This is a genomic window from Ignavigranum ruoffiae (genome assembly GCF_023195815.2).
In the GTDB taxonomy this organism is placed as follows: domain Bacteria; phylum Bacillota; class Bacilli; order Lactobacillales; family Aerococcaceae; genus Ignavigranum; species Ignavigranum ruoffiae.
In genome coordinates this window covers 673,434-699,208 of record NZ_CP096206.2, presented here as the reverse complement: position 1 = coordinate 699,208, position 25,775 = coordinate 673,434, and the positions used below count along the sequence as shown (strand labels likewise).

Sequence of the window (25,775 nt, the reverse complement as noted above, 5' to 3'; positions counted from 1 at the left end):
GTAAAAGTCTTGACAAATGTAAACGAATCCAAATAACAAAAAATATGATTGAGTCTGCCCATCATCGATCAATCATTCATCAAGCAAAATAAACTGAATATTTACCCAATAATAATTACTTGAAGAAACCAGTAATATTCTTGAAAATATATCCGAGATTGACTTAGATAGGACAAATATCAGTCAACGCCGAGATAAATTTCACATCTGATGGGTAAATATTCAGCTTTTGCTTGAAGTTAATTCCATATTTTATGAATTGAACGAATGACCTCTCACTAAACGAGCTTGGTCAAAGTTTGTCATAATGGGTTTGATCAGTATAGGCCTCACTTATTTATGACGGTGAATGACACGACCGGGTACCCCCACCACCGTTGAATAAGGTGGGACATCTTCCAAGACTACCGCTCCAGCCCCAATTTTACTATGGTGGCCTATAGTAATATCACCAAGAAGAATCGCATGGGCTCCAATTTCGACATCATGTTCAACAGTTGGATGGCGCTTTTCACCGGCATGTCCATGAAGTCCACCTAGGGTTACCCCATGATACATCTTAACACGGTCACCAACAATCGCGGTCTCACCAATCACAACACCCATACCATGGTCAATAAAGATATTATCGCCCAATTCAGCTCCTGGGTGAATTTCAATGCCTGTCTGATGTCGATTACGTTCTGAAAGCTTGCGGGCAAGAAAGTGACGTCCTTTCAAATAAGCGCGATGGGCTGGCTCATGATTTTTTATGGCTTTAAATCCTGGATATAATTGAACCACTTCACGGTAAGAAGGATTCGCCGGATCATTGGCCATGATATAATGAGCTAGTTCCTTCCATTTCTGCTTATTCGCCTTCATTTCCGAAAATACCTGAAGATAAGTAACGCTCACCAGTATCTGCTACAATCGTTACTACGTTCTTTCCTTTTCCTAATTCTTTAGCCATTTGCAACGCCATAAAGATGTTAGCGCCCGAAGAAATTCCGGCCAAGATGCCTTGTTCTTTGGCTGTGGCTACAGCAGTATTAATCGCGTCCTCATTCGCAACCACTTTCACTTCGTCGATATGTTCTAAATTTAATACATCAGGAACAAAGTTCGCTCCAATTCCTTGGATCTTATGGCCACCTGCTTTTCCTTGGCTAATTAATGGTGAATCCTTGGGTTCTAAAGCCCAAACTAAAGTATCTGGATTATTAGCCTTAAGCACTTTACTGACCCCAGTGACAGTTCCCCCTGTTCCAAAGCCAGCAACGAATCCATCGACCTGATTCAAATCGGCTAGGATCTCTTTAGCGGTAGTTTCTTCATGAGATTGTGGGTTCAGCTGATTGGTAAATTGGCCAAAAATTAGACCTTGACGCTCTTCAGCAATTTCTTGTGCTTTCTTAGCTGCAGTCGCCATTCCACCCTCTCCGGTAAGAACAATCTCAGCGCCATAAGCCGTCATTAATTTGCGACGTTCAATACTCATCGATTCAGGCATCACTAAAACCACTTTTAATCCCAAGGCAGCTCCAGCTGCTGCTAAGGCAATCCCAGTATTCCCACTGGTTGGTTCAACAATCACGCCACCTTCTTGAATCGCATTAGTTTCTAACATGTTTTCAAGAATCGCACGAACGGGTCTATCCTTAACACTTCCGCTTGGGTTTCTGCTTTCTAATTTTACATAGATATTGGCCATTTCTTCATCTAATCCGTTTAATTTAATGAGTGGAGTATTTCCAATCGCTTCGACAATATTATTGTATAACATCGTATCCTGCTCCTTCTATTCATTATTTCTAATTCTACTTAATACGATAAGTTAATAAGTAACATTATAAGCAAAAAATTCCTTATTAGCCAATGAAACAAACTAGACTAATAAGGAAAATTTTTAGGGTTTTAACTTGCTGACTTCGAGCATATTCAAAGCGCGTTTCAGACTGAGTTGAGCCCGCTTGTAAGCTACGACATCTTTACGACTCAATGCTGCAGCTGCTGCAGCTTCAGCTTCTTGCTTCTCAATCAATACAGCCCCATCATCAATATCGCGCGCTCTGATGGCATAGGTAGCGACAATGGTACACACATTATCGTGCATTTCTAGCACACCCCCGTTAACGGCGATATAATTTGGTAATTCCTTATCATCGGTCACCCGAATCACTTTTATCACTCCGATATCAACCGTTGTAACAATCGGCATGTGATTATAAAGTAAGGTCATACCGGAGTTTTGCGATTGGAGGGAGATACTTTTGACCCGATGAGAATAAATTAACCCTTGGGGGGTAATAATTTCACAACGCATGAAGCGTTTCTTCGTCTCAGTCATCAGCTATCGCTCCCTTTATCCGTCATTGATTGGGCTTTAGCAATCACATCCTCAATCGGGCCGACATTTCGGAAAGCTTCTTCAGGATAGTTATCGTACTTACCTTGTAGAATGCCTTCGAATCCATCAAGTGTTTGCGATACTTTCACAAAGGAACCAGGAATACCCGTAAAGGATTCTGCCACATGGAAGTTTTGTGATAAGAAAAGTTGAATCCGTCGAGCTCTTTTAACGATAATCTGTTCTTCATCACTCAATTCATTGACCCCGAGGATAGCAATAATATCTTGCAATTCTTTATAACGTTGCAAGGTTGCTTGAACTGAACGAGCGATACGATAATGACGCTCTCCCACAATCTCTTCTGATAAGGCTATAGAAGTAGAGTCTAAAGGATTCACCGCTGGGTAAATTCCTTGCTCAGTTAATTTACGATCGAGGTTAGTCGTCGCATCCAAGTGGGTAAAGGTCGTTGCTGGAGCAGGGTCCGTATAGTCATCTGCTGGCACGTAGACGGCTTGAATCGAAGTAATAGATCCATCTAAAGTAGATGCAATCCGTTCTTGCATTGAGCCCATCTCAGTCATTAGCGTCGGTTGATAACCTACTGCTGAAGGCATCCGTCCCAATAAGGCGGATACTTCAGAACCTGCTTGAGTGAACCGGAAGATATTGTCTACAAAGAGTAAGACGTCTTGTTTCATGGTGTCACGGAAATACTCTGCCATTGTTAAACCTGTAAGAACAGTACGCATCCGCGCCCCAGGCGGTTCATTCATCTGACCAAATACTAAGGCAGTATTTTTATCTACTCCAGATTCGCGCATTTCATAGACTAAGTCATTTCCTTCACGTGTCCGTTCTCCAACACCAGTAAAGACTGAAATCCCGCCCAGTTGTTCGGAGATATTGTGAATCAGCTCTTGAATCAGTACAGTTTTACCGACACCGGCTCCACCAAAGAGGCCAATTTTACCCCCTTTTAAATATGGAGCAAGTAGGTCAATGACTTTAATACCGGTCTCAAGGATTTGATAATCATTGGTTAAATCTTCATAGGTGGGAGCAGCCCGATAAATCGATTGTCTTTGAACAGGTTCTTCTAGATCTTCCAATCCATCGATAGTATCTCCTAATACGTTGAAGACCCGCCCCAAAGTTTTGCGACCCACAGGAACTTCTATGGTTCGATCTAAATCAACCACAACCATCCCCCGAGCTAATCCTTCGGTGGCTTCCATGGCAATTGTTCGAACTAAGCCATCGCCCATATCTAAAGCTACCTCTAACACAATAGAGTGAGCTTGGGCCATATTCTCTTCAGTTAATTCTTGATCATTTAAGTCTGGATAGACTACTAGGGCATTGTGAATATCGGGGAACCCTCCTTCCACCGGGAAATTCACATCGATTACCGGCCCCATAATTTGTTCGATATGTCCAATTCTCATTCTTTAGCCTTCTTTCACTTATTGCTGTGCTGCCGATCCATTGATAATGTCTAAGATCTCATTAGTGATTCTTAATTGACGCTGTTGATTGTATTGCTTCTTCAAATTAAAAATTAAATCCTCAGCATTCTGGGTAGCTTGGTTCATGGCTTGCATCCGACTAGCTTGCTCAGCGGTTTTGGCATCAATAATGGCTCCATAAATTTGACTTTCAACGAATTTAACCAATAGCTCATCCAGAACCACTTCTGGATCCGGTTCAATAATATAATCAATATCTTCATTAGCACTGTCCTCAGGGAATTCAATATTTCCTAAGGGAAGAATAGTTTCTAAGCGTAATTGGGTCTGCATAATATTTTCAGAGTGATTATAAGCCACTTTCAAAGCGTCATAAGTTTTATTATTGTAACCCTCGATAGCTTCTTTAATCACTTTTTGGACTTCAGTAAAGGTTGGATAGTCAGAGATATTATGCGTTTCAAAAGTCATTGTGATGCCATTTGCTTTGCAATACTTGATAATCGGATCCCCAATTCCCAGTACGACGATCTCAGAAAAATCCTCATGATGAGTCTTTAGATATTGATCGAATTTCTTAATCAAGGAAGAGTTATAATCGCCGGCTAAACCTTTGTCCGAACTAATTACCAAGTAAGCAGTCTTAACCACAGGTCTTTGAACTAACATATGGTGGTAATCAATTGGATCGAGTCCAATATTACTTTGAAGATCCGTATTTACAAAACGAGGGATATTACGCGAAATAATATGATAAACCAACTTACGCACCATTAAACTATATAAATCATAATTCTTAGCCTCTTGAACCATCCGATTATATTTAGAAGTGGAAACTAGACGCATTGCATTGGTAATTTGTTTGGTTTTATTTATCGAATCAATCTGTTTTTTAATTTGAAATAATGACATGCAATCATCCTCTATCCTCGTTGACTTTCTACTTTAAACCATTCATTAAAATTGGATAACAATTGATTTAGGATTTCTGCATCCGGTAATTTTCCATCGATTTCGATTTGTTTAACAAGGTCAGAATAATTAGTGTCTAGATATTCATACAATTTTTCTTCATATAATTTTACTTGTTCACTTTTGAGCTCAACCATAAATTGATGGGTCAAAGCATAGATCAGAATCACTTGCTTACCTACGGCGATTGGATGGTGAGCTGCTTGTTTTAGAATTTCGACGGTTTTCTCTCCATGGTTTAGGGCGCGTTGGGTATCATCATCCAAATCAGAACCAAATTGGCTAAAAGCGGCAAGTTCACGGTAACTTGCTAAGTCAATCCGTAAGGTTCCTGCAACTTTCTTCATGGCTGGAACTTGGGCAGATCCCCCCACCCGAGACACTGAGAGCCCTGCATTAATCGCAGGTAAGACCCGAGAGAAGAACAAATCGCTTTCTAAGAATATTTGACCATCGGTAATCGAAATAACGTTGGTAGGTATATAAGCTGAAATGTCTCCAGCTAGAGTTTCAATAATCGGTAAGGCAGTTAGGGACCCTCCACCTAATTCGTCACTTAATTGAGCAGATCGTTCTAATAAGCGAGAGTGTAAATAAAAAATATCCCCAGGATATGCTTCTCGACCTGGCGGACGTTTCAATAATAAACTCATTTCACGATAAGCAGTCGCTTGTTTTGATAAATCATCATAAACAATCAATACATCACGGCCATTATACATGAATTCTTCAGCCATCGCCGTCGCCGCATAAGGGGCAAGATATAATAAAGAGGCTGCTTGTGAAGCGGAAGCAGACATCACAATGGTATAATCTAAAGCTTCATACCGACTTAAAGTTGCTACAATATTTTTAACTGTTGAAGCTTTTTGGCCAATTGCCACATAAATACAGATAACGTCTTTTCCTTTTTGATTCAAAATGGTATCTACAGCGATGGTCGTCTTCCCAGTCTTACGGTCACCAATAATTAATTCCCGTTGACCCTTTCCAATCGGAACCAGGGCATCAACCGCTTTAATTCCTGTCTGCAAGGGGCGATCGACTGATTTGCGTTCCATGATTCCAGGGGCTTCAGCTTCAACCGGCCGCGTCTTTTGGGTATGAATCGGACCCAAACCGTCAATTGGCTGACCCAGCGGATTGATGACTCTACCTAATAGTTCTTCACCCACCGGCACTTCCATCATTTTTTCGGTTTGGTAGACGACGTCACCTTCACCAAGATCGTCATAATTTCCAAACATAATAATTCCAACATGATCGGATTCTAAGTTTTGAACCATACCAATCGTTCCATTAGAAAATTCGACCATTTCTCCGTAACGCGCACGATTTAAGCCAGTCACATTCGAAATCCCATCCCCAACAGAGACGATCGTTCCTATGTTCTCAACTTCAGCCTCGACATCGAACTGGTCGATTTTATCTAAAATATTCTTTTCAAAAGATTTTATATCCATTTGTATGCCTCCTAGGATTGACTGGAGATTTCGTCAACCATCGCACTGATTTCCTTACTTTGTTTGATTTCGTCAACCATTTCATTAATAATTCGACGACCACTGTATTCAAATCCAATCGAATCAGATTTCACACTGACTCCACAAATTAAACGTGGGTCGATAATGGATACAATTTTATCGTAGTTTTTATCCGTATTTTTTGAAACAATTTGAATAATTTGTTGACGTTCTTCTTCTAAGAGCGGAACTGCAGAACGTATGGTCAGGACATCTTGATGTTGTTTAACTTTCTTCTTGATACTTGATCTCATTTGAACTCAGCATCCAATCTATTGATGAATTCATGGATATATTCGCGATGGTCAGCTTCTGTGATTTCACGTTGAAGAACCTTTTGGGCCATCATGACTGAAATATTAATCACACTTTCTTCCATTTCATGATGGAACTGACGCCGTTGACGATTCAAGTCGGCGTTGGTCTTTTCAATCAGTCCTTCTGCTTTAACATTTGCTTCTTCAATGACTTTATCCGCCATTTCTTGACCATGAGCCTTCGCATTCTTTACTAATTCTTGAGCTTGGCTAAGAGCTTTTTCAACTTCTACTTTAGAGTCTTGAATTTCTTTCTGACTATTTTCTTTTAATTGGTGAGCTTCATTGATATCTTTAGTAATTTGATCTTGACGTTCTTTCAAAATCTTATCAATCGGTAGCCACGCAAATTTATACACAATATAAATAACTAAAATAAATGAAATTAAAGTCATTAATATTGTCCCTATCGGGGTCGATCCCAATATAGCTGACATAATTAATTCACTCCATTTCTTATTTTATTATCTGAAGACCAAAATAAATGCAATAACCACAGCCATGATTGGGATTGCTTCGATTAACCCTACCCCAAGGAACATAGTGGTTCTAATTTTGTTTTCCATTTCTGGTTGACGCGCCATTGATTCAATGGCCTTAGAGATAACCAAACCATTCCCAATGGCGGCTCCAAAGGCAGCAAGGGCAATTGCAATCGCAGCAGCTAATCCATTCATATTTCATTCTCCTTTGATTTCTATTGAATTTTATTTTTTTGTTTCTTACTGGTTGGTAACGGAATTTCTACTTTATGTGACAAATAAACTAATGACAGAGTGACAAAGATATAAGCCTGGATACAGCCAATAAATAACGAGAAAGCTTGCCAAATCATCTGCAATGGAATGCCAACTAGCCAGGTTGCTAGACCAAATTTATTCCCAACAGAAGAAATCAGATTCAGTAAAACTTCACCCGCAAAGATATTCCCAAATAACCTTAAAGCTAGGGTAAAGATATTAATGACTTCTTCAACAATCTTGACTGGCATCAATACAATATTTGGCTTAAGGTAAGTGTTGACCCAGTACTTGCCAACCCCTTGAGCCCGCATCCCTAAAATATGGGAAATCAGGTTCATTATGACCGCCAATGAAAGAGCAACGACGGCATCTGCGGTTGGACTCTTCCAGTAGGATTGCTCATGAATATGGACGATAAAAGGTAGGCCCAAGAAATTTGCCACTAACAAGAACAAAAATAAGGCCAAGGAAATAATAATATAGGCATCCTGGTAGGACCCTTCAATCGTGTCATGAATAATCCCCTTGATAAAGTCAATTAATGACTCCAAAATCACCTGTGGTCGCGATGGTTTATCGACCGACAAATTACGAGTCATTAAGATACATAGAATAAATACAATAACGACAGTAACGATTAAGGAGACAAGAACGTTGAAGCTCATATCAATGCCAAACAAATTTATGATCTTTGTCTCTTCCACTTCGCTCTCCTCTTTCTATCTAAGATTTGGACCTGATTGCTCAAAGCCCACGCAGTCTATTCTACTCTTTCACCCTGTATTGTCAAAAAGTTTTTGAATAAATTTTAGACCTAACTTCATTATAGGGTTTAATAAGATTTATGTCCATTCTAGTTACTTTGTTAACAAGCATAACCCCTTATTCCTAGCAATGATTCCTTGAACAGACGAATGGTCTAACAAATATTTCTACACAATATTAGTATATATAATAAAGTTAAACACAAAAATAAACCGAATATTTACTTGAAGCAAGATCTCCTCATTGGAGCGGAGACCCTTAGAGAGGTTTCAAGCCATTCAACGTAGTTGAGAGGGTTAAACTCCCATGCAAAATCGATGAATCTACGACTTAAACAAGTAAATATTCGGATTATTAATTTTTAGATAACATAAACTTATTCAAAGACAGACAAGTAAATTTGATACCAGCATCCAAGCATTAGCTAGTAATGAAATAACTGGATGTTTCCAAGTATCTTATAAATGAATTGGCATGCCTAAAGCAAGTTCAGCAGCATCCATCGTCACTTCAGCTAAAGATGGATGTGAATGAATGGTTAAAGCAATATCTTCAGCATTCATACCAGATTCAATGGCTAAGGTTAATTCAGCAATCACATCAGAAGCATTAGCTCCCGCAACTTGGGCTCCAACTAAGATATGATCTTCTTCCGTGCTAATTAAGCGAACGAAGCCATCTGTCGCATTTAATGACAGAGCTCGGCCATTGGCTCCGAATGGGAATTTAGCAGCTTTGACCTTCAAACCAGCTTCTTTAGCTGAAGCGAGCGTATGGCCTACTGAAGCTAATTCTGGATCGGTGAAGCAGACCGCTGGTAAGGCAATATAGTCTACCACACTGGCTTGATCTCCAGCGATAGCTGCTGCCGCCACTTTGGCTTCATAAGAAGCTTTGTGGGCTAAAGCGGGACCAGGAACCGCATCCCCAATCGCAAAAATGTTCTCTACATTAGTCCGACCTTGTTGATCGACTTCAATTAGACCTCGAGCGCCAACTTTCACGCCAGCTTGTTCTAAGCCCATCTCGTCAGTATTAGGACGGCGCCCTACGGTTACCAAGCAGTAATCTGCTTCGACAGTATGAGTTTTCCCGCCAACTTCATAAGTCACACTCACCCGATCACCATTAATGACTGCTTCTTTAGCCATCGCGTTGGTAATGATATCAACGCCCTTATTTTTGAACTCATTTTCAACTAATTTGACCATATCTTTCTCGAAGTTTGGAATAATCTGAGCAGAACCTTCTAATATTGTAATTTTTGTACCAAAATTAGCGAAAGCTCCTGCCAGTTCAGAACCGATATAGCCACCACCGATAACCACCATTTCCTTAGGAATTTCAGTTAAGGCAAGAGCCCCGGTAGAATCAAGGACTCTATCTGAGAATTTGAAACCTGGAATCTCAATCGGTCTAGATCCTGTAGCGATAATGGCATGTTTAAAGGAGTAGGTTTCTGCAGCTTCTTCGTGGATTACGCGTAAGGTGTGGTCATCAACGAAGAATGCTTCCCCTTTAAGAATTTCGACCTTATTCTTCTTAAGAAGCATCGAAACGCCACCGGTTAATTTACCGACAACTTCTTGGTCTTTCCATTGTTGAGTCCGTTTGAAATCAACGGTAATATCTTGTGTATGAACTCCGAAGAAATCTCCGTGTTTAGCATTATGGTAGACATGCCCCGCATTAATTAATGCCTTAGAAGGAATACAACCGACATTTAAACAAGTTCCACCAATGGCATCGCGTTCAATAATGGCTACTTTTTGACCTAATTGGGAAGCTCGAATCGCAGCTACATATCCCCCAGGTCCAGAACCAATCACTACTGTATCTAGTTCTACGGCAAAATCTCCAACTACCATTATTTATTCACCTTATCCTTCCATTAATAGCAATTCTGGGTCGGCTAAATATTTCTTAATCTCGTTCATGGCATTCTGAGCTGTCGCACCATCCATTACACGATGGTCAAAGGTTAAGGAAAGCTTAACAACACGACCAACTGCAAGTTCTCCTTCTTCATTAACAATTGGTTGTTGGACAATCGAACCAAACCCTAAGATAAAGACTTCAGGATGGTTAATGATTGGTGTAAACCATTTACCGCCAGCTGATCCTAGATTAGAGATCGATACACTGCCATCGCGCATGTCAGCCGCAGCAAGTTTTCCTTCATGGGCTTTCTGAGCGAGTTCAGAGATTTCTTGAGCGATTTCGAAGATTGATTTACGATCTGCGTCCTTAATCACAGGTACAAATAACCCAGCTTCAGTATCGGTAGCAATACCAATATTGAAGTAGTCTTTCATAATGAGTTCATTGCTAGCTTCATCGAGACTGGCATTGATGATCGGATATTTCTTAGCAGCCACGATGAGAGCTTTCACGACATATGGTAAGAATGTTAATTTAATATCACGTTCAGCTGCCACTGTCTTAAATTTCTTGCGATGATCCCATAGCTTGCTCACTTCAATTTCATCAAAGTGAGATACGGATGGAATGGTCGTTGCCGAATTTACCATCGCTTTAGAAATAGCTTTACGCATAGGTGTCATTGGCACACGAGTCACACGTTCTTCATTCACTGCTGGTGAATGTTTCTTGGCTGTTTCTTGAGCTTGACTTCCACTTTGTAAGTTTTCTTGATCAACCCGAGGCACCCGAGGAGCCACTTTTCCTTGAGCAGGTTTCTTAGCTGAACCATAATTATTGATATCTTCTGCTGTGACCCGGCCACCTTTTCCTGTTGGTGTGACAGTATTGATATCAATGCCTTTCTCCCGAGCCAACTTGCGAACGGAAGGCATGGCTAGAACATGACCAGCAGGTGTTGACTTGGCTGCAGCTGTTTCAGTAACTTTTTCAACTGGCGCTTCGGTTTGTTCTGCCACTGAGCTTTCGCTCGTGATCTGTTCTGCACTTCCTTCATAGGAATCTGATTCGAATTCAAACAGGCTGTCACCGACTTTAGCGACATCCCCCTCAGCGAAATTAATCTTTAGAATCGTTCCGGTAAATGGTGAAGGAATTTCTTCAACAGCTTTATCATTTTGAATTTCTAATAAAACTTGGTCTTCACTAACTTGATCCCCTTCATTCACTTTCCAAGCTGCAATTTCTCCTTCATGAATGCCTTCCCCCAATTCAGGCATTGCAAAAGCAAAGCGAGCAGAACCATTCCCTGCTTCAGCCACTGGAACTTTAGCTGGTGAGGCTGGTGTCGATTCAACTTGTTCTTCTACAGCATCAACTGATGTTTCTTCCCCTTCCACATCAATTTCTACCAAAACATCACCGACTACGGCCACAGTCCCTTCAGTGACATGAATTTTCCGAATCACACCTTCAACGGGTGAAGGAATTTCTTCGACGGCTTTATCATTTTGAATCTCAACTAGGATATCATCTTCCTTAATCGTGTCACCTTCTTGGACATGCCATGCTACAACTTCGCCTTCATGGATGCCTTCGCCAAGTTCTGGCAAGGTAAATTTATAAGCCATTAATTTTCATCCTTTCATATCTTTACGTGTCGAAATCCGAATCTAGAAATCTGTCGTTTCTTTAACTTTTTCAATAATATCTTGAGCGTTCGGTAGCCAATCTTTTTCAGCCATACCAAATGGATAAATCGTATTTGGTGCAGACACAAAAGCAATCGGAGCTTTAAGCGATAGGACTGCGCGTTGGGAAATTTCAGAAATTACCTTTTCTCCAACTCCAGCTTGTCGTTGAGCTTCTTGAACCATCACCACCCGACCTGTTTTCTCAGTGGTTTGAACTAAAGTCTCAATATCTAAAGGATAAACGGTTCGTAAATCAACCACCTCTGCTGAAATTCCTTCTTCTGCTAAGGCGTCAGCCGCTTTCTCAGCTTCCTGAACCATCGCGCCATAGGCAATAATTGAAACATCGGTTCCTTCGCGGACAATATTAGCTTTGCCAAGCGGTACAGTATATTCTTCTTCAGGCACTTCGGCACGGAAAGAACGATAAAGTTTCATATGTTCTAAGAAAACCACCGGATCATTATCACGAATGGCTGAAATTAATAATCCTTTGGCATCGTATGGGTTTGAAGGGACGACAACTTTAATGCCGGGTGATTGGGCAATTAAGCCTTCCAATGAATCGGCATGCATCTCTGGAGTGGCTACACCACCTCCAAATGGTGAGCGAATGGTCACTGGCATATTTCGTTTACCACCCATCCGATAGCGTGTTCTTGCCATTTGACCCACAATAGAATCCAGTGTTTCGAAGACGAAACCGAAGAATTGAATTTCCATAATAGGACGGAAGCCTTCCAAAGCTAAGCCCATTGCCATACCACCAATTCCAGACTCAGCAAGTGGCGTATCGATCACTCGGTCTTCCCCATATTTATCAAATAATCCTTCAGTAGCACGGAATACTCCACCGTTCTTACCAACGTCTTCGCCAAAGATTAATGTCTTGTCATCTTTAGCTAATTCAAGGTCTAAAGCCTGAGTGATAGCTTGTATCATGGTCATTTGAGTCATCTTAATTACGCTCCTTTGCTTCGAAATGTTCAATTTGTTCTTGAATAATGGTATCTGGTGTTTCAAACATATTCTTTAAGAAATCAGAAACTTTTTGTTTTGGTGTGGCATCTGCTTCTTTAATGGCTTCTTTGGCCAGCTCTTTAGTTTGATTTACAATGGCTTCTTCTTTTTCTTCAGACCAGAGACCTTTTTCAGTTAAATAAATGCGCATACGGTTTAGCGGGTCACGTTGACGCCATGTTTCTTGAACCCCTTCAGGTTGATAACGTTTTGGATCATCACCGGATAGAGAATGTGGACCGTAGCGATAGGTTAAGGTTTCAATGAGTACTGGACCGTTGCCTGCTGCGGCATAAGCACGTGCAGCTTTGGTCACTGCATAGATGGCTAAAGCATCCATCCCATCTACTTGAATGCCAGGAATCCCAGCGGCGACTGCTTTTTGAGCTAACGTTGGCGCAGCCGTTTGACGTTCGCGTGGCGTTGAGATCGCCCAACCATTATTTTGAATCACAAAAATTACCGGAGATTTGAAAGCTCCCGCAAAGTTCATTCCTTCATAAGTATCTCCTTGAGAAGATCCACCGTCACCGGTATAGGTAATAACAACAGCGTCTTCTTTCTTCTTCTTAATTCCTAAACCAACTCCAGCAGCTTGAACAAACTGAGCACCGATAATAATTTGTGGAGGATAAGCATGAAAATCTTCAGGATACATTGAGCCAGCTACATGTCCTTTAGACCAAAGAAATGCATTCTTATAAGGCATTCCTTTTTTTACTAACTGAGGAATGTCGCGATAACCAGGTAAGATCCGGTCTTGAGGTTCCATAGCTGAAATTGTTGCCATTTGTGAAGCTTCTTGTCCTTCAGTTGGACCCACAAAACCTAAACGACCTTGACGTGAAAAAGCTTTAGTACGATTGTACCATTCTCGTTCCCAAACCATGTCTTCCATTAAAGTTACTAATTCTTCGTCCGTTAGTTCCGGCATCAGATCTTCATTAACAATTTTTCCTTCTTCATTTAATACTTGAACAGTCTCAAAATTAAAGTTATTTGGATCTAACAATTGTTCGAAAGTCTGCTTGTTTACCATAACTTATTCACTCCTTATCATTTTGCCAATTGAAACAGTTGGAAAATTCTGTATCATTATTATATATAATTTACCACGATTGATTCGCTTTGACAAGAAATAAACAGTGTGATATCAAGTTCTATATTGCTCAGTTGTTAACTAATACATTAGAACTGTTTTGTTTTAATTATTTATGAGTTTTGTAATATTATTAATTGCTATAACAAAACGGTTTGTTTGTATTAGTACAGACTTCCCCTGTTAAATCCAAGGTGAACATTACTGCACAAAGTCAAAAAAATAAGATGGCTCTCGCCATCCCATTTAAATTATTTATTCAATTGTTGTTCAATATAATGCACAAGATCGGCCACGGTAGCTAAATCTTCATCCGTATCAATTTCCACATTCAAAGAGTCCTCGATTTCACTAACAATTTGAAAGACATCTAAGCTATCTGCTTCTAAGTCTTTCTGGAAATTGGTATCCATCGTAATTTTATCCGCATCAACTTCTAATTGATCGACAATAATTTCTTTTATTTTATCAAAAATCATAGTATCCCTCCGCTTAAGCTATTCTTCTTTCATAGCTTATCTAAGCCGGTCTATGATGTCAAACATAAAGAATGAAATTAGCGAGTCATTTTAAGTTGTAAGCGCTTGGTAAAGAAAGAGCTATAGGTCAGGTAAGCGATAGTGTAAGCTCCAATAGCTGTAGAAGATAGCATCATAAACATAATCACAATTTGATATAAGATTGCTTTCGCTGGATCTACCCCGGCAAACATTAGACCGGCCATTAGGCCAGGTAAAGTTACCAAACCTGTGGTCTTAATACTGTCTAATGTTGGTTGCATGGTATCATTAATCACAATCTTAATAACTTCTTTTGAGGCTTGCTTAGCATTCGCTCCCAGAGCCAACATCTCATTAATTTGTTGTTGACGATCCTTAAAGATTTGACGCATATAATTAAAGACCATGCCACATTTCTGCATAGTAGTTCCGATGATCATCCCATTCACTGGAATAATTTGGGCAGGGGTAAATTCCAAAGTGCCAGACCCTACCATAACAGATAAAGCGATGAAAGAGGATAAACTGATAGCAATTAAAGAATAGATAAAGGAATTTTCTATCCCTTTGCCCCGTTTACCGGCATTCCAAGCTGCGTTGACAATCATCACCAATACCATAATCAGGGTAAGCCATACATTATTCACTCTAAAAATCCATTGCAAAATTAAACCAATGACAATCAGTTGGACAATCATTCGCACAACCGAGATAATAATATCTTTCTCTAATTTTAACTTTTCACGATAAGAAACAAACAGGGTTAATAAAACTAGAGCGAAACTTAAAGCAACAGATAATGGTGTCGCATGTAAATTATTGTTCACTATCTTTTTCCTCCTTATCAAGTTCTTTAGTCGCTGACAATTCAAGACGACGGTCGGCAAGATCTTGTTCACTTTCATGGTGACTTACCATGACCAGGGCAATATCTTTCTCTTGACGTAAATGAGATAAGCCTTGCCAAATTTTCTCTCGTGTATTTACATCTAAAGCACTGGTGACTTCGTCTAGCAACAAAACTTTAGGTTCAAATAATAAATTACGGATTAAAGCTACTCGCTGCTTCTCTCCGCCTGATAATTCATGAATCGATTTATCTAAGTAAGAAGTTGGCAATTGCATCTTGTCTAGTAACTCTCGTGCTTTATCCTCATTAAATTCTTGATTACGGATATCATAAGGAAACGATAAATTATCGCGCACGCTCTCACCAAACAAATTTGGTGACTGAAAACAATATGAGACTTGTTTTCTTAATTCGATGGGGTCCATGTCGTTAACTTTTTTGCCTTCAAAAGTGTATTGGCCAGAACAATTTAAATTAGGATCCAAGAGTTGGGCCAAAAACTTCAAAATAGTACTCTTTCCTGAACCTGAAGGTCCTGTGATGGCCACAAACTCGCCTGATTGTAATTCTAACGAGAAATCTTGAATAATATGTTTCTCTTTCGACTTTATATTTAATTGATTGACTTCGATTAACGCCGACAAAACGATCCCTCCATATCTTTAGTTTATAATCATTATAACATAGATTAGATCGAAATATTTTTTCTTGCTTTAGAGATATGAGGAAGTTGATGAATTAATTGTAAAATATCAAAAATTTCTATGTTATAGTTTTCCTCCTTGAGCGTCCCCAGGAAAAAGATGATTGAATGATATGCTCGGCCAGCATCAGAAGTTTTCTATATTTGTAACATATGTTTGACAACTCTAGAATTTTTTATGATACAGCTAGAAATTATCCTTGCTTCAACAGTAGATTCTGTGCTAATATATAAATATTGTCTGGTGAGTAATTATATTTATCAGTCTGTTGTTCCAGTAGCTCAGCTGGATAGAGCATTCGCCTTCTAAGCGAACGGTCGGGGGTTCGAATCCCTCCTGGAATATAAGTAACTTTTTAATAGGTATCAAAGTACTCGATAAACTTTGATAATACAATGCTTTCATGAAAACTTGATTTAATTTGATATGGCGTAAAATTTTAACCCCCCTACAGACGAATGGAAAGGACTAGCATAGGCTAGTCTATTTTTTTAACTTAAATTTTAGTAACTTCGATGCTCCAATCAATTTAAAAAAAAGAAAAAAAGTATCCGCGGCTTTGCCAGCAGATACTTGTGCAAAAAATATTTAAAAAGAGACCCCTACTCTTCCCCATCCCATGGCACTAGCGCTTCTTTCTCTCGCCGTTGTGAATAGCGCATGGTTTTGCCATCGGGTTCATACTGAATCACTGTATAATAAGGATCATGGTAGAAGAAGAAATAATAGCCTTTTTCAAAGGCTTCGGTTAACCATTTCTCTTTTGCAGCAATGGTATCCATCGGATAATCGTCGATACCAGTGACATATAGAGGGTTATTATGCCAGTGCGTAATAAAATTATCAGAAACATGAATCATTTTTTCATCATTCTGGCTCAGAATAATATTTGAGATACCATTTGAATGGCCACCCATGTGATGCATTTCTATATTTTCCATTATTTTAATCGAGTCATTAAATAAGATGACTTGGTCTTCAATAGGTTGCCAATTATCTTTCAAATATGTTCCTTGGGTGCGTTTATTTGGCTCCGTCGCTTCCTTCCACTCGATATCGTTAATATAAATTTTGGCATTGGGATAATTCTTAACAATATCTCCTGATTCTGTTTTACGACTTAAGCCACCGATATGGTCATTATGCATATGGGTCACTAGGATGATATCAATATCTTCTCCTGTAAGTCCCAATTTCTTTAGGCTATCTAAGGTAAAATTCTCCGAATAAATTTCTTCATTTCGAATTTGTTTAGCTGTCAATTTACTATTCCCATGACCCGCATCGACCAAGATGTTGTGGTCTTTGTATTGAATCAAGATTGGGTCTACGGTTTGAGAAACCCGGTTCTTCTCATCATAAGGCATCTTTCTCCCCCAAACCACGCGAGGCACGGGTCCAAAATATTTACCCCCATCGATCAGTGTCTGGTTCCCTTCCAAAAAAGTTAAAGTCATATCGTGAAATTCAAACGTGTTCATGCTTATCCCCCATTATTATTTTTATCATTTATAGTATATGTGTAATGATTTTATTGCTCAAGTTCTTTGCTTAGAAAACGATTTGACAATTAGAATATTATGAGTATCATTAGATTAAAATGATAACAAGGAGTGAGGAGATGTCGGTCGAATTAATTGAACAACTGTCCAATGCTTTCGGGGTTTCAGGTTTTGAGGATGAAGTTGCTAGCATTGCCCAGAATTATCTACAATCGATTGCTAAGGTGCAAGAAGATAAAATGGGGAATCTATATTTCTCAAAAGAGGAAGAAAAAAACAACTCGTCAAAAGTCAAGGTGTTGTTAGATGCCCATCTAGATGAAGTAGGTTTTATTGTTCAGGCCATTCAACCCAATGGCATGATTGAATTTCTTCCCGTCGGTGGCTGGGTCAGTCATAATGTCCCCGCTCATCCAGTCATCATTCGAACAGAAACCGGTCAAAAAATCTCCGAATTAACAGCTTCCATTCCACCCCACTTTCTATCGGCCAAAGAACGTCATCAAGTCTTGCAGATGGATGACATTTTGATTGATGTGGGCACATCTTCTAAAGAAGAAACACAAAAATTAGGCATCCAAATTGGTGATCCGATCGTTCCCGATGTTCAATTTAAATCAATGCGTGAGGGCAAACTATTCAGAGGTAAGGCATTCGATTGTCGGATTGGTTGCGCTTGCTTATTGGATACTTACAAAACATTCTTAGCTAAAAATGAATCCCATAAAGTTCAAGTAGAAGCCGTCTTGACCACACAGGAAGAAGTGGGTGCTCGAGGGGCCCAAGTCGTTGCCAATCAAATAGATGCAGATTTAGCGATTGTCTTCGAAGGCTGTCCTGCGGATGATACCTTTACTCCCGACTATAAAATCCAATCGGCCTTAAATAAGGGACCCATGCTCCGAGATTTTGATGTTTCGATGATTACCCACCCTGGTTTTCAGGGCTATGCTTTAAATTTAGCCCAGAAACATCAAATTCCTGTCCAACGTTCTGTCCGTAAAGGTGGAGGCACCAACGGGGAAGTCTATCATATCGCCAGCAAAGGAATCCCAACAATCGTCGTCGGTATTCCGGTCCGTTATGCCCACACTCATTATGGCTACGTCGCTTACCAAGACTATTTGGCCGCCAAGGAACTCGTCTTAACTCTCTTAGCAGAATTGACTCCAGAAATTTACCATGCAATATAGAAAGGAACTGCCATGAAAAAAATTAGTAAAATTATCAGCCTCATCGCACTATTAACTAGCCTGATACTTTCTCCGCTGACTAGCTTTGCTGAAGGTAAGGTCTTAAATTTAGCGACCAGTGCCGAACCGCCGACGATTGATCCAAGCTTGTCGACGGATACGACTTCGGGATCAATTATCGATAATGTTTTCGAGAATCTTACTGAGATCACACCCGATCAAGAAGTTGTTCCAGGTGTGGCCGAATCTTGGGAAATTTCAGAAGACGGTCTGGTCTATGTCTTTCACTTAAGAAAAGAAGCCCAATGGTCAAATGGCGATCCAGTGACAGCGCGTGACTTTGAATTTGCTTGGAAACGCATGCTAAACCCTGATACTGCTTCGCCGCGAGCTAACTTGTATTACGACATTCAAGGGGCTGAAGCATTCAACACTGGTCAAGGAAAAGTCGAAAACGTTGCTATTAAAGCCTTAGACGATAATACGCTTGAGGTAACTTTAAATAGTCCGGTGGCTTACTTCCTTGAATTAATCAATCATTATGCTTTCGCACCCGTCAATCAAAAAGTAGTGGAAGCTAATCCTGACTGGGCTTTAGAAGCAGGTCCAGATTATGTTACTAATGGCCCCTTTGTCTTAAGCCAATGGAATCACCAAAGCGATTATACTCTAGAAAAATCATCGACTTATTGGGATAAAGATCAAGTTCACTTAGATCAAGTCAATGTTAAAATCATCGAATCCGAAGCCACGGCCTCCTCTGAGTTTCAAGCAGGTTCGATCGATTTCTTAGGAGCCCCTTATGGCAGTATTTCTTTAGATTCTGTTCCTATTTTTAAAGACCAAGGTATTCTTAACAAAAAAGCTTTCTCAGGAATTTACTGGTACAAACTCAATACTACTGACCCAGTGATTGCCAACGTAAATATTCGTAAAGCCCTGGCACTTGCCATTAACCGTCAAGCGCTCATCGAAAATATCACTTACGGAAATAATCAACCAGCCCTCGGCTTAGTTCCTGCAACGATTCCAGGATTTGAAGAAGATCGTCAATATCTTAAAGATGCTGATTTCAAACAGGCTAAAGAATATCTCAACAAAGGGCTAGAAGAATTAGGCATGAAAAGTCCTGAAGAATTAAATTTAAAAATTTCCATTAATACTTCTGAAGCCCATTCAGCCATCGCTCAATTTATTCAAGAAACTTGGAAACAAGAACTCGGTATTCAAACAGAAATTGATAACACTGAATGGCAGGTCTACTTGGATAAGATTGATACGCTTGATTACCAAATCGGTCGCATGGGTTGGTCGGGTGACTATAATGACGCTGCTTCATTTCTAGAAATGTACAAAACAGCTGATACCCCAAATAATTCAACCGGTTGGGAGAATAATGATTTTAAAGAAAAATTAAATCAAGCTCGCTTGGAACTTGACCCTGCTAAACGTACCGAAATACTTAAAGAAGCTGAAGCAATCATGATGGAAGATATGCCGGTCATTCCGATTTACTATAACGAGTCAATCTTTGTTCAGAAAGACAATCTAATGAATATGAAACCCGATGCCATTGGAAGATATAACTTAAAATACGTCGATCTTAAATAGCTCCTCGTCTAAGACTTTTATCAACTGACTTGCTAATTTATATTCATTTGTTAACTTTCCCTTTTTCTGGGCAGTACTAACCTGAATCACTGAAGCCTCTAGATGGTGTTCAGTGATTCGGGTTTTCATTTTATGTTAAGAAGCGAGTTAGTTAAAAGTTCACGAAGGAAAAGTTTCCTTTCTCATATAAAAAACCAGAGTAAGCAATTCACTCACTCTGGCTGATAAAATTTTGGGTGCTACTATTTAAAATTAACGTGTTTTCTTTTTATCGGTTTGATAATTAAGTAATCCTAAGCCCGCTAGAATTGTGGCACTTGCACCAAACCAGACAAGATTTTGCTTTGCTTCACCCGTTGCTGGCAAAACGCCCGCTTCTTGAACTGCCTGTGGTTGTTCAACTGATCCAGGAGCTTCAGGTGCGGGTTGTTCTAGCTCTGGAACTTCAGTCTCTGGCACTTCTGGCGTTGGTTGTTCTACCTCGGGATCTTCGGTTTCCGGCACTTCTGGCGTTGGTTGTTCTACCTCAGGATCTTCGGTTTCCGGCACTTCTGGCGTTGGAACTTCTGGTTTTGGCTTTTCAGGTAATTCTATCTTACATTCAGGACAGCTGTTTTTTACAATATCTTCTTCATGAGGAAGATCGATATTATTGAAATACCATTGTCCTTCAAATTTCATTTGAGCTTTCTGTAAGTTATTCGAGAAATCTTGTGGACTTTCAAACACTTTGGCAATTTGAAGGGCGAAAGCTGTTCGTGAAGGAAGGACTAAATCACTTAGATCCAAAGTAACCACCTTACCTTCGACGGTAATTCGATCTAAGAGATTAATTTTTAGTAAGGAGTTAACATTTGAATATACGGCTCCTTCAACAGCTGGATAATATCTTGAAGTTAACCAATGACTGACATCTTGAATGGATTCTTTAGATATTTCATAAGGTAAAGTCAGTGTTAATTTTCCATTAGCTACTGAATAATCGTTAGCGAAGACGAAACGCCAGAATTGTTTCTGCGTCGCTTCATTTGGTCCATCTTGCCAATGTTGAACTTCTACATTGCCCGGGCCATAAAGACCAATATTGTCTGAAATGCCATCATTATTCTGATCCACTTTTGCATGACCATGATTGTTATCATTAAAGACTTTTTCTAAATAGCCATTATTTGAATAATCTTTAAGGGTGGTATCAATGACTGATTCAGCTTGCAAGGTGAAGTCTTTCAGAAATTCAACCGTGCGTTCAATATTGTAGCAATATATTTTATTGCCTTCTTCATCTAAGACCGGTTTGCCATCTTGGTCAACTTTTTCAGTAATAGACATAATTCGATAAGTTGTTTTCTTTTGAGAAATATAGCCATTTTTAGTCCCATCAAAACCTGGACGGGTTACATTTTCTACGAAATCGAATTGATCTCCTACCTGAACGGTTTCTGCATCATATCCTATGCTAGCTAAGTCTCCTTCATAATTTTCCCAGCTGGTTTTTTCTACTGGTGTTGGTAGGTCAATATTAGTGAAATTATATTTTCCGGAGGCATTTGCAGAAGCTTCTGTTCCTTTTTTGGCAATCAATTCATCATATTGAGCTTCATTCGCAAAAATCCGTTCCACTTGTATGGATAAAGCTGTGCGCGGATCAAGATTTCCTAGCTTGAAAAGCAGTGTATTCTTGTCAAATGATACTTCAGGAACCGTATCAATAATCCGATCATATAGGGATTCATTGCGATAGAGACGGGTAACTAACCATTCAGAGGCGTTAGATAATTTTAATAAGCCTTGCTCATAAAGATCTTTCAAAGGAACATCGGTGTAAGGCAAAGTAATTGAAAGGATTCCGTCCAGAATCTCATGTTCGGTGCCGAAGTTAACGCGATAATGCTCAGTGTAAGTATTGGCATACTTGTTGGAATTCCAATAATTGAATTCAAGATCACCCGGACCATAGAATTTAGCATAATCAGGATTAGTATGATCATGAGCTGGATTATCCTCATTCTTTACCTTATTGACATGGTCAAAACTCTTTTCATTAAAGATAATCTTCGTATTCATATCTACGTCATTAGAAACTTCAATTTTACTACGTTCGGTACTACAAGTTTGCTTATCTAATTCACAACCAGACTGACCTTGAGTCATCCCATTAGTAGGCTCTTCAGATGAAGGATTTGAGCTTTGATCACTGTTAATTTGATAATTGACAACTTCTCCTGACAAGGCAGTATCGACATCTCCCTCTGATTGTCCCCCTATTCCTTGAAGAACTTGGGTGTTTACCGTGTCATCTACCACTTCTTGAGCTGAAGCCGTCACGACCTGATGTGATAAGTCAAGCATACTCGTAGATAATAAAACCGAAGCAACGCCGGTCTTAAACTTGCGAATCGAAAAATTCCCTCGTAAGATTGATTCAAAATTTTGCATGGCAAAAATCCTCTCTACTAAAAAAATTCAGAATGACTTGTGAAACAACGAACATGGATTCCCAAAAAAAAGCCGATCCCCGAAAATATTTTCAGACTGACACAACTATTTTCTTACAAAATTATAACATTGTATGCTTCGAATTCATTCTAAATATTTCTTATAGAAAAATAATTTAAACTAATAATTTAATCAAATTATCAATAAATTTCTTTACACTACGGTAGGAAATAGCAATTCACTTCTGGCTAACTTCAGTTCATAAACTATCTTCATTAACTAATCAGTTCATTAAGTTCAGCACATCGTTGTTTCACAGCAAAATTGTCAACATCATAATTTGTGATTGATATATTATTTAAGACAAAAAAATAAAAGCCCAGCCAGGCTTTTATAAAAGTTCGATTCCTTGACTATCCCATGGATTTTTAGGATTAATGTGGTCGTAGAACATGATTCCTTTCAAATGATCAATCTCATGTTGAACCACAATCGCTTGGAAATCTCGTAATTTTAATTCGTGTTTCTGTCCATCCAAGTCTTGGTATTCAATCCGAACCCGTTTAGGACGCGGGACTAGACCAGGAACGTCACGAGGGACAGACAAGCACCCTTCCCCTTCCCGGATCGCAATTTGTTGAACCGCATGGGATTTGATTTTAGGATTAATTAAAATTTGATCCATAATCACAGTTTCTTCATCGGTTTCTGAGTCATATTCAGTCAAATAGATAGCAAAAATTTGTTTACTGACACCCAATTGAGGTGCTGCTAAACCCACACCAGCTCGAAGATGATATTTCTCAGCCATTTCCTCATCTTGGCTATTAATCAAAAAAGTCCGCATCTCTTCACAAAGTTTCAAGAGGTCTGCGCTTAAAGGAAACTCAACAGCTTCAGCCTCTTGTCGCAAAATTGGATTATTCTCTGCTATAAAATCTTTCATCGTAATCATTAGCGCTTCCTCCATTCATTGTTATTTTTTGAAACCTGTCACGATATAATTTTGTTTAACTTGATCAAAATCAATTGATTCGACAATACTATTTTGCTTATATTCGTAAATCTTTTGGGCCTGATCAGCTGGAATCAGAATACGATAAGGTTGGGCGATAGACTTGCAAGTCTGCCAGATCTCCTCTTTCAACAATTCAATACTTTCTTCCCGATAAGCTGAAATTTGAACATTAGGAAATAAACTAGGCTGAAAAGGTTCATTTAGCGTATCTATTTTATTATAAACCACTAATTGAGGAATTTGATCCATCTTTAGATCCTTTAAGAGTGAAAGAACGGTTTGTTCATGAAGAAAACGGGCAGGATGTCCAGCATCAATGACGTGTAATAATAAATCGACATCACTTATTTCTTCTAATGTAGACTTAAAGGCGTGAATTAGTTTGGTCGGCAACTCTTCGATAAATCCGACAGTGTCCGTCAAAGTAAAATTCTCAAAGCCTCGAATCGCAAAAGACCGAGTCAATGGATCCAAGGTAGCAAATAATTTGTCTTGGACCAAAGTATCACTTTGGGTAAGCTTCGTCAAGATAGTCGACTTTCCAGCATTAGTATAACCGACTAAACCAATATTAAATTCATTACCTTGCTGTCGCTTCAATCGCGTCCGCTCTCGATGCGCTTCGATGGTACTGAGATCCTTTTCGATCTTCCGCATCCGCGCTCTCAAATAACGTCGATCCGACTCTAATTTAGTTTCCCCCGGACCTCGTGTGCCAATACCCCCACCTAGACGTGAGAGTTCCAATCCTTGGCCAATAATTCGCGGTAATAGGTACTGATATTGGGCGAGTTCAACTTGTAATTTCCCCGCCCGACTCTTCGCTCGTAAAGCAAAGATATCAAGAATGAGTTGAATCCGATCAATGACTCGACAACCCCAAGCTTCCTCCAAATTACGGTGAACCACTGGTTTTAGCGGGTTTAAGCTTACTACTAAATCAATGTTTCTATGTTCAATGATTTTTTGAATCTCGCTAACTTTACCTTTTCCCAACAGGGTCTTGCCGTCTTCTTTGGCCAACTTTTGCATCATTCGACGGTCTAAAAAGGCCCCAGCTGTATTGACTAGGGCTTCCATTTCTTGCATCAAATTTTCAAATTCGAAATCCGTCCATTGTGGTGTTTGCACACCAACTAACAATACCTTTTCTTGTTTTATTTCATTATTATAATACTTATCTGCCACTTTCATCACCTTTTTCTAAGTCATTCTGGATGATTGTTAGCATGTTATCTAAAGCTTTTTGCTCATCATCAATTTCTAACCAATGTTTATCTTTGAATCGATTGCGGAACCAAGTCAATTGACGTTTAGCATAACGTCTTGAATGTTGTTGAATATCTTGAATAATTTCTTCTTGCGATTTCTCATGGTTAAAAAAAGGAAGCCATTCTTTATAGCCTATCCCTTGTAATGATTGCCAGGAACTCCCTTGACTCAAGCTAATTAGACGAGCGACTTCTTCTGCTAAACCTTGGTCGATCATTTGTAAGACGCGGTGATTAATGCGCTCATATAATTCGGCTCGCGGTCGATCGAGGACGATTAAACAATGCTGATAGCGAGCTTGATATTGTTGGTGGCCCCTTTGATCGGAGAAGAGTTGACCGGTACTACGAATCACTTCCATCGCCCGAATCATTCGTCGAGTGTTTGCTTGAGGGATTTTCTTAGCGGCTTGGGGATCAATCTCATTGAGTCGTTGCCAAAACGCGCTGGGTCCTACTTTTTCTAATTCTTGTTCTAATGCTTGCCGTATTTCAGGCTGATTGGAACCTGGCCGGCCTAACTCTAAGGGATATAGGAGAGCCTCAATATAGAGCCCACTCCCGCCCACAATAATAGGTAGGCGCTGACGTGCTGAGATTTCGATTATTTTTTGATGGGCTTGCTCAACAAAAGCACTTACGTCGAAGGATTGATCTGGTTCCAAAATATCCAACAGATGATGAGGAACTTGATCCATTTCAGTAGGCATGATTTTCCCAGTTCCAATATCCAGACCACGATAAAATTGCATACTATCCGCATTAATAACTTCACCATTGAAATGATGGGCTATTTTAAGGCTAAAGGCGGTCTTGCCCACTCCCGTTGGTCCAGCTAAAACCACCACCGGTATCTGATAACTTGAAATCATGCT

The 25,775-nt window shown here is 39.6% G+C and carries 24 protein-coding genes and 1 tRNA gene; 3 read left to right on the top strand and 22 right to left on the bottom strand.

Annotation, left to right across the window (positions count from 1 at the left end):
- Positions 1 to 333: 333 nt before the first annotated feature.
- From epsC to M0R79_RS03270, 17 genes are all read right to left on the bottom strand, one after another.
- A complete protein-coding gene (gene epsC, locus M0R79_RS03350; RefSeq protein WP_248416435.1) occupies positions 334 to 864 on the bottom strand; it encodes a serine O-acetyltransferase EpsC in 531 nt (176 codons plus the stop codon).
- The gene (cysK, locus tag M0R79_RS03345) at positions 851 to 1,765 is read right to left on the bottom strand and encodes a cysteine synthase A (protein ID WP_248416437.1); all 915 of its coding nucleotides are present in this window, start codon (positions 1,763 to 1,765) and stop codon (positions 851 to 853) included. The genes epsC and cysK overlap by 14 nt, the downstream gene beginning before the upstream one ends.
- 123 nt (positions 1,766 to 1,888) lie before the next feature.
- Entirely contained in the window at positions 1,889 to 2,329 is a 441-nt protein-coding gene (gene atpC / locus M0R79_RS03340) for an ATP synthase F1 subunit epsilon (RefSeq protein ID WP_092570329.1), read from the bottom strand.
- The gene (gene atpD / locus M0R79_RS03335) at positions 2,329 to 3,780 is read right to left on the bottom strand and encodes a F0F1 ATP synthase subunit beta (protein ID WP_248416439.1); all 1,452 of its coding nucleotides are present in this window, start codon (positions 3,778 to 3,780) and stop codon (positions 2,329 to 2,331) included. The genes atpC and atpD overlap by 1 nt, the downstream gene beginning before the upstream one ends.
- Before the next feature lie 18 nt (positions 3,781 to 3,798).
- On the bottom strand, positions 3,799 to 4,713 hold the full coding sequence (gene atpG / locus M0R79_RS03330) for an ATP synthase F1 subunit gamma (protein ID WP_248416441.1): 915 nt from the start codon (positions 4,711 to 4,713) through the stop codon (positions 3,799 to 3,801).
- 11 nt (positions 4,714 to 4,724) lie between these two features.
- Positions 4,725 to 6,236 (bottom strand): F0F1 ATP synthase subunit alpha, encoded by a 1,512-nt coding sequence (atpA, locus tag M0R79_RS03325; protein WP_248416443.1) that lies wholly within the window; start codon positions 6,234 to 6,236, stop codon positions 4,725 to 4,727.
- An 11-nt stretch (positions 6,237 to 6,247) separates the two neighbouring features.
- Entirely contained in the window at positions 6,248 to 6,550 is a 303-nt protein-coding gene (locus M0R79_RS03320) for a F0F1 ATP synthase subunit delta (RefSeq protein WP_248416445.1), read from the bottom strand.
- Positions 6,547 to 7,050: a F0F1 ATP synthase subunit B gene (gene atpF, locus M0R79_RS03315; RefSeq protein WP_092570341.1), complete on the bottom strand. Its 504-nt coding sequence runs from the start codon at positions 7,048 to 7,050 to the stop codon at positions 6,547 to 6,549. Before atpF ends, M0R79_RS03320 begins: the two co-directional genes overlap by 4 nt.
- Positions 7,051 to 7,077: 27 nt before the next feature.
- The gene (gene atpE / locus M0R79_RS03310; protein WP_092570343.1) at positions 7,078 to 7,290 is read right to left on the bottom strand and encodes a F0F1 ATP synthase subunit C; all 213 of its coding nucleotides are present in this window, start codon (positions 7,288 to 7,290) and stop codon (positions 7,078 to 7,080) included.
- Positions 7,291 to 7,310: 20 nt separating this feature from the next.
- Positions 7,311 to 8,060, bottom strand: a complete 750-nt coding sequence (gene atpB / locus M0R79_RS03305; protein ID WP_092570345.1) for a F0F1 ATP synthase subunit A — start codon at positions 8,058 to 8,060, stop codon at positions 7,311 to 7,313.
- A 519-nt stretch (positions 8,061 to 8,579) separates the two neighbouring features.
- Complete coding sequence (gene lpdA, locus M0R79_RS03300; protein ID WP_248416446.1) at positions 8,580 to 9,989, bottom strand: dihydrolipoyl dehydrogenase; 1,410 nt, start codon at positions 9,987 to 9,989, stop codon at positions 8,580 to 8,582.
- 12 nt (positions 9,990 to 10,001) lie between these two features.
- The gene (locus M0R79_RS03295) at positions 10,002 to 11,633 is read right to left on the bottom strand and encodes a 2-oxo acid dehydrogenase subunit E2 (protein WP_248416448.1); all 1,632 of its coding nucleotides are present in this window, start codon (positions 11,631 to 11,633) and stop codon (positions 10,002 to 10,004) included.
- 42 nt (positions 11,634 to 11,675) lie between these two features.
- Positions 11,676 to 12,653 (bottom strand): alpha-ketoacid dehydrogenase subunit beta, encoded by a 978-nt coding sequence (locus tag M0R79_RS03290; protein ID WP_248416451.1) that lies wholly within the window; start codon positions 12,651 to 12,653, stop codon positions 11,676 to 11,678.
- 1 nt (position 12,654) lies between these two features.
- Positions 12,655 to 13,755, bottom strand: a complete 1,101-nt coding sequence (pdhA, locus tag M0R79_RS03285) for a pyruvate dehydrogenase (acetyl-transferring) E1 component subunit alpha (RefSeq protein WP_248416453.1) — start codon at positions 13,753 to 13,755, stop codon at positions 12,655 to 12,657.
- A gap of 311 nt (positions 13,756 to 14,066) precedes the next feature.
- On the bottom strand, positions 14,067 to 14,294 hold the full coding sequence (locus M0R79_RS03280; protein WP_092570355.1) for an acyl carrier protein: 228 nt from the start codon (positions 14,292 to 14,294) through the stop codon (positions 14,067 to 14,069).
- Positions 14,295 to 14,371: 77 nt separating this feature from the next.
- On the bottom strand, positions 14,372 to 15,142 hold the full coding sequence (locus tag M0R79_RS03275; protein WP_248416454.1) for an ABC transporter permease: 771 nt from the start codon (positions 15,140 to 15,142) through the stop codon (positions 14,372 to 14,374).
- Positions 15,132 to 15,809 carry an ABC transporter ATP-binding protein gene (locus M0R79_RS03270; RefSeq protein ID WP_248416455.1) on the bottom strand — a complete coding sequence of 226 codons (678 nt, stop codon included), beginning with the start codon at positions 15,807 to 15,809 and terminating at the stop codon, positions 15,132 to 15,134. The genes M0R79_RS03275 and M0R79_RS03270 overlap by 11 nt, the downstream gene beginning before the upstream one ends.
- A gap of 330 nt (positions 15,810 to 16,139) precedes the next feature.
- On the opposite strand from M0R79_RS03270, the gene M0R79_RS03265 reads away from it, so the two are divergent.
- Positions 16,140 to 16,213 (top strand) — tRNA-Arg (locus M0R79_RS03265).
- A gap of 258 nt (positions 16,214 to 16,471) precedes the next feature.
- Here the strand turns inward: M0R79_RS03265 and M0R79_RS03260 are convergent.
- On the bottom strand, positions 16,472 to 17,350 hold the full coding sequence (locus M0R79_RS03260; RefSeq protein WP_248416456.1) for an MBL fold metallo-hydrolase: 879 nt from the start codon (positions 17,348 to 17,350) through the stop codon (positions 16,472 to 16,474).
- Between the two features lie 140 nt (positions 17,351 to 17,490).
- Between M0R79_RS03260 and M0R79_RS03255 the strand changes: the two genes are divergently transcribed.
- Positions 17,491 to 18,564, top strand: coding sequence for a M42 family metallopeptidase (locus tag M0R79_RS03255; protein ID WP_248416457.1), 1,074 nt, complete (start codon positions 17,491 to 17,493; stop codon positions 18,562 to 18,564).
- A gap of 12 nt (positions 18,565 to 18,576) precedes the next feature.
- A complete protein-coding gene (locus M0R79_RS03250; protein ID WP_248416458.1) occupies positions 18,577 to 20,175 on the top strand; it encodes a peptide ABC transporter substrate-binding protein in 1,599 nt (532 codons plus the stop codon).
- 252 nt (positions 20,176 to 20,427) lie between these two features.
- Here the strand turns inward: M0R79_RS03250 and M0R79_RS03245 are convergent, their stop codons facing one another.
- From M0R79_RS03245 to miaA, 4 genes are all read right to left on the bottom strand, one after another.
- Entirely contained in the window at positions 20,428 to 22,611 is a 2,184-nt protein-coding gene (locus M0R79_RS03245) for a YSIRK-type signal peptide-containing protein (protein ID WP_248416459.1), read from the bottom strand.
- A 391-nt stretch (positions 22,612 to 23,002) separates the two neighbouring features.
- Entirely contained in the window at positions 23,003 to 23,566 is a 564-nt protein-coding gene (gene def, locus M0R79_RS03240; RefSeq protein WP_248416460.1) for a peptide deformylase, read from the bottom strand.
- Positions 23,567 to 23,587: 21 nt separating this feature from the next.
- Positions 23,588 to 24,817, bottom strand: coding sequence for a GTPase HflX (gene hflX / locus M0R79_RS03235; protein ID WP_248416461.1), 1,230 nt, complete (start codon positions 24,815 to 24,817; stop codon positions 23,588 to 23,590).
- On the bottom strand, positions 24,807 to 25,772 hold the full coding sequence (miaA, locus tag M0R79_RS03230; protein WP_248416462.1) for a tRNA (adenosine(37)-N6)-dimethylallyltransferase MiaA: 966 nt from the start codon (positions 25,770 to 25,772) through the stop codon (positions 24,807 to 24,809). Before miaA ends, hflX begins: the two co-directional genes overlap by 11 nt.
- Positions 25,773 to 25,775: the final 3 nt, after the last annotated feature.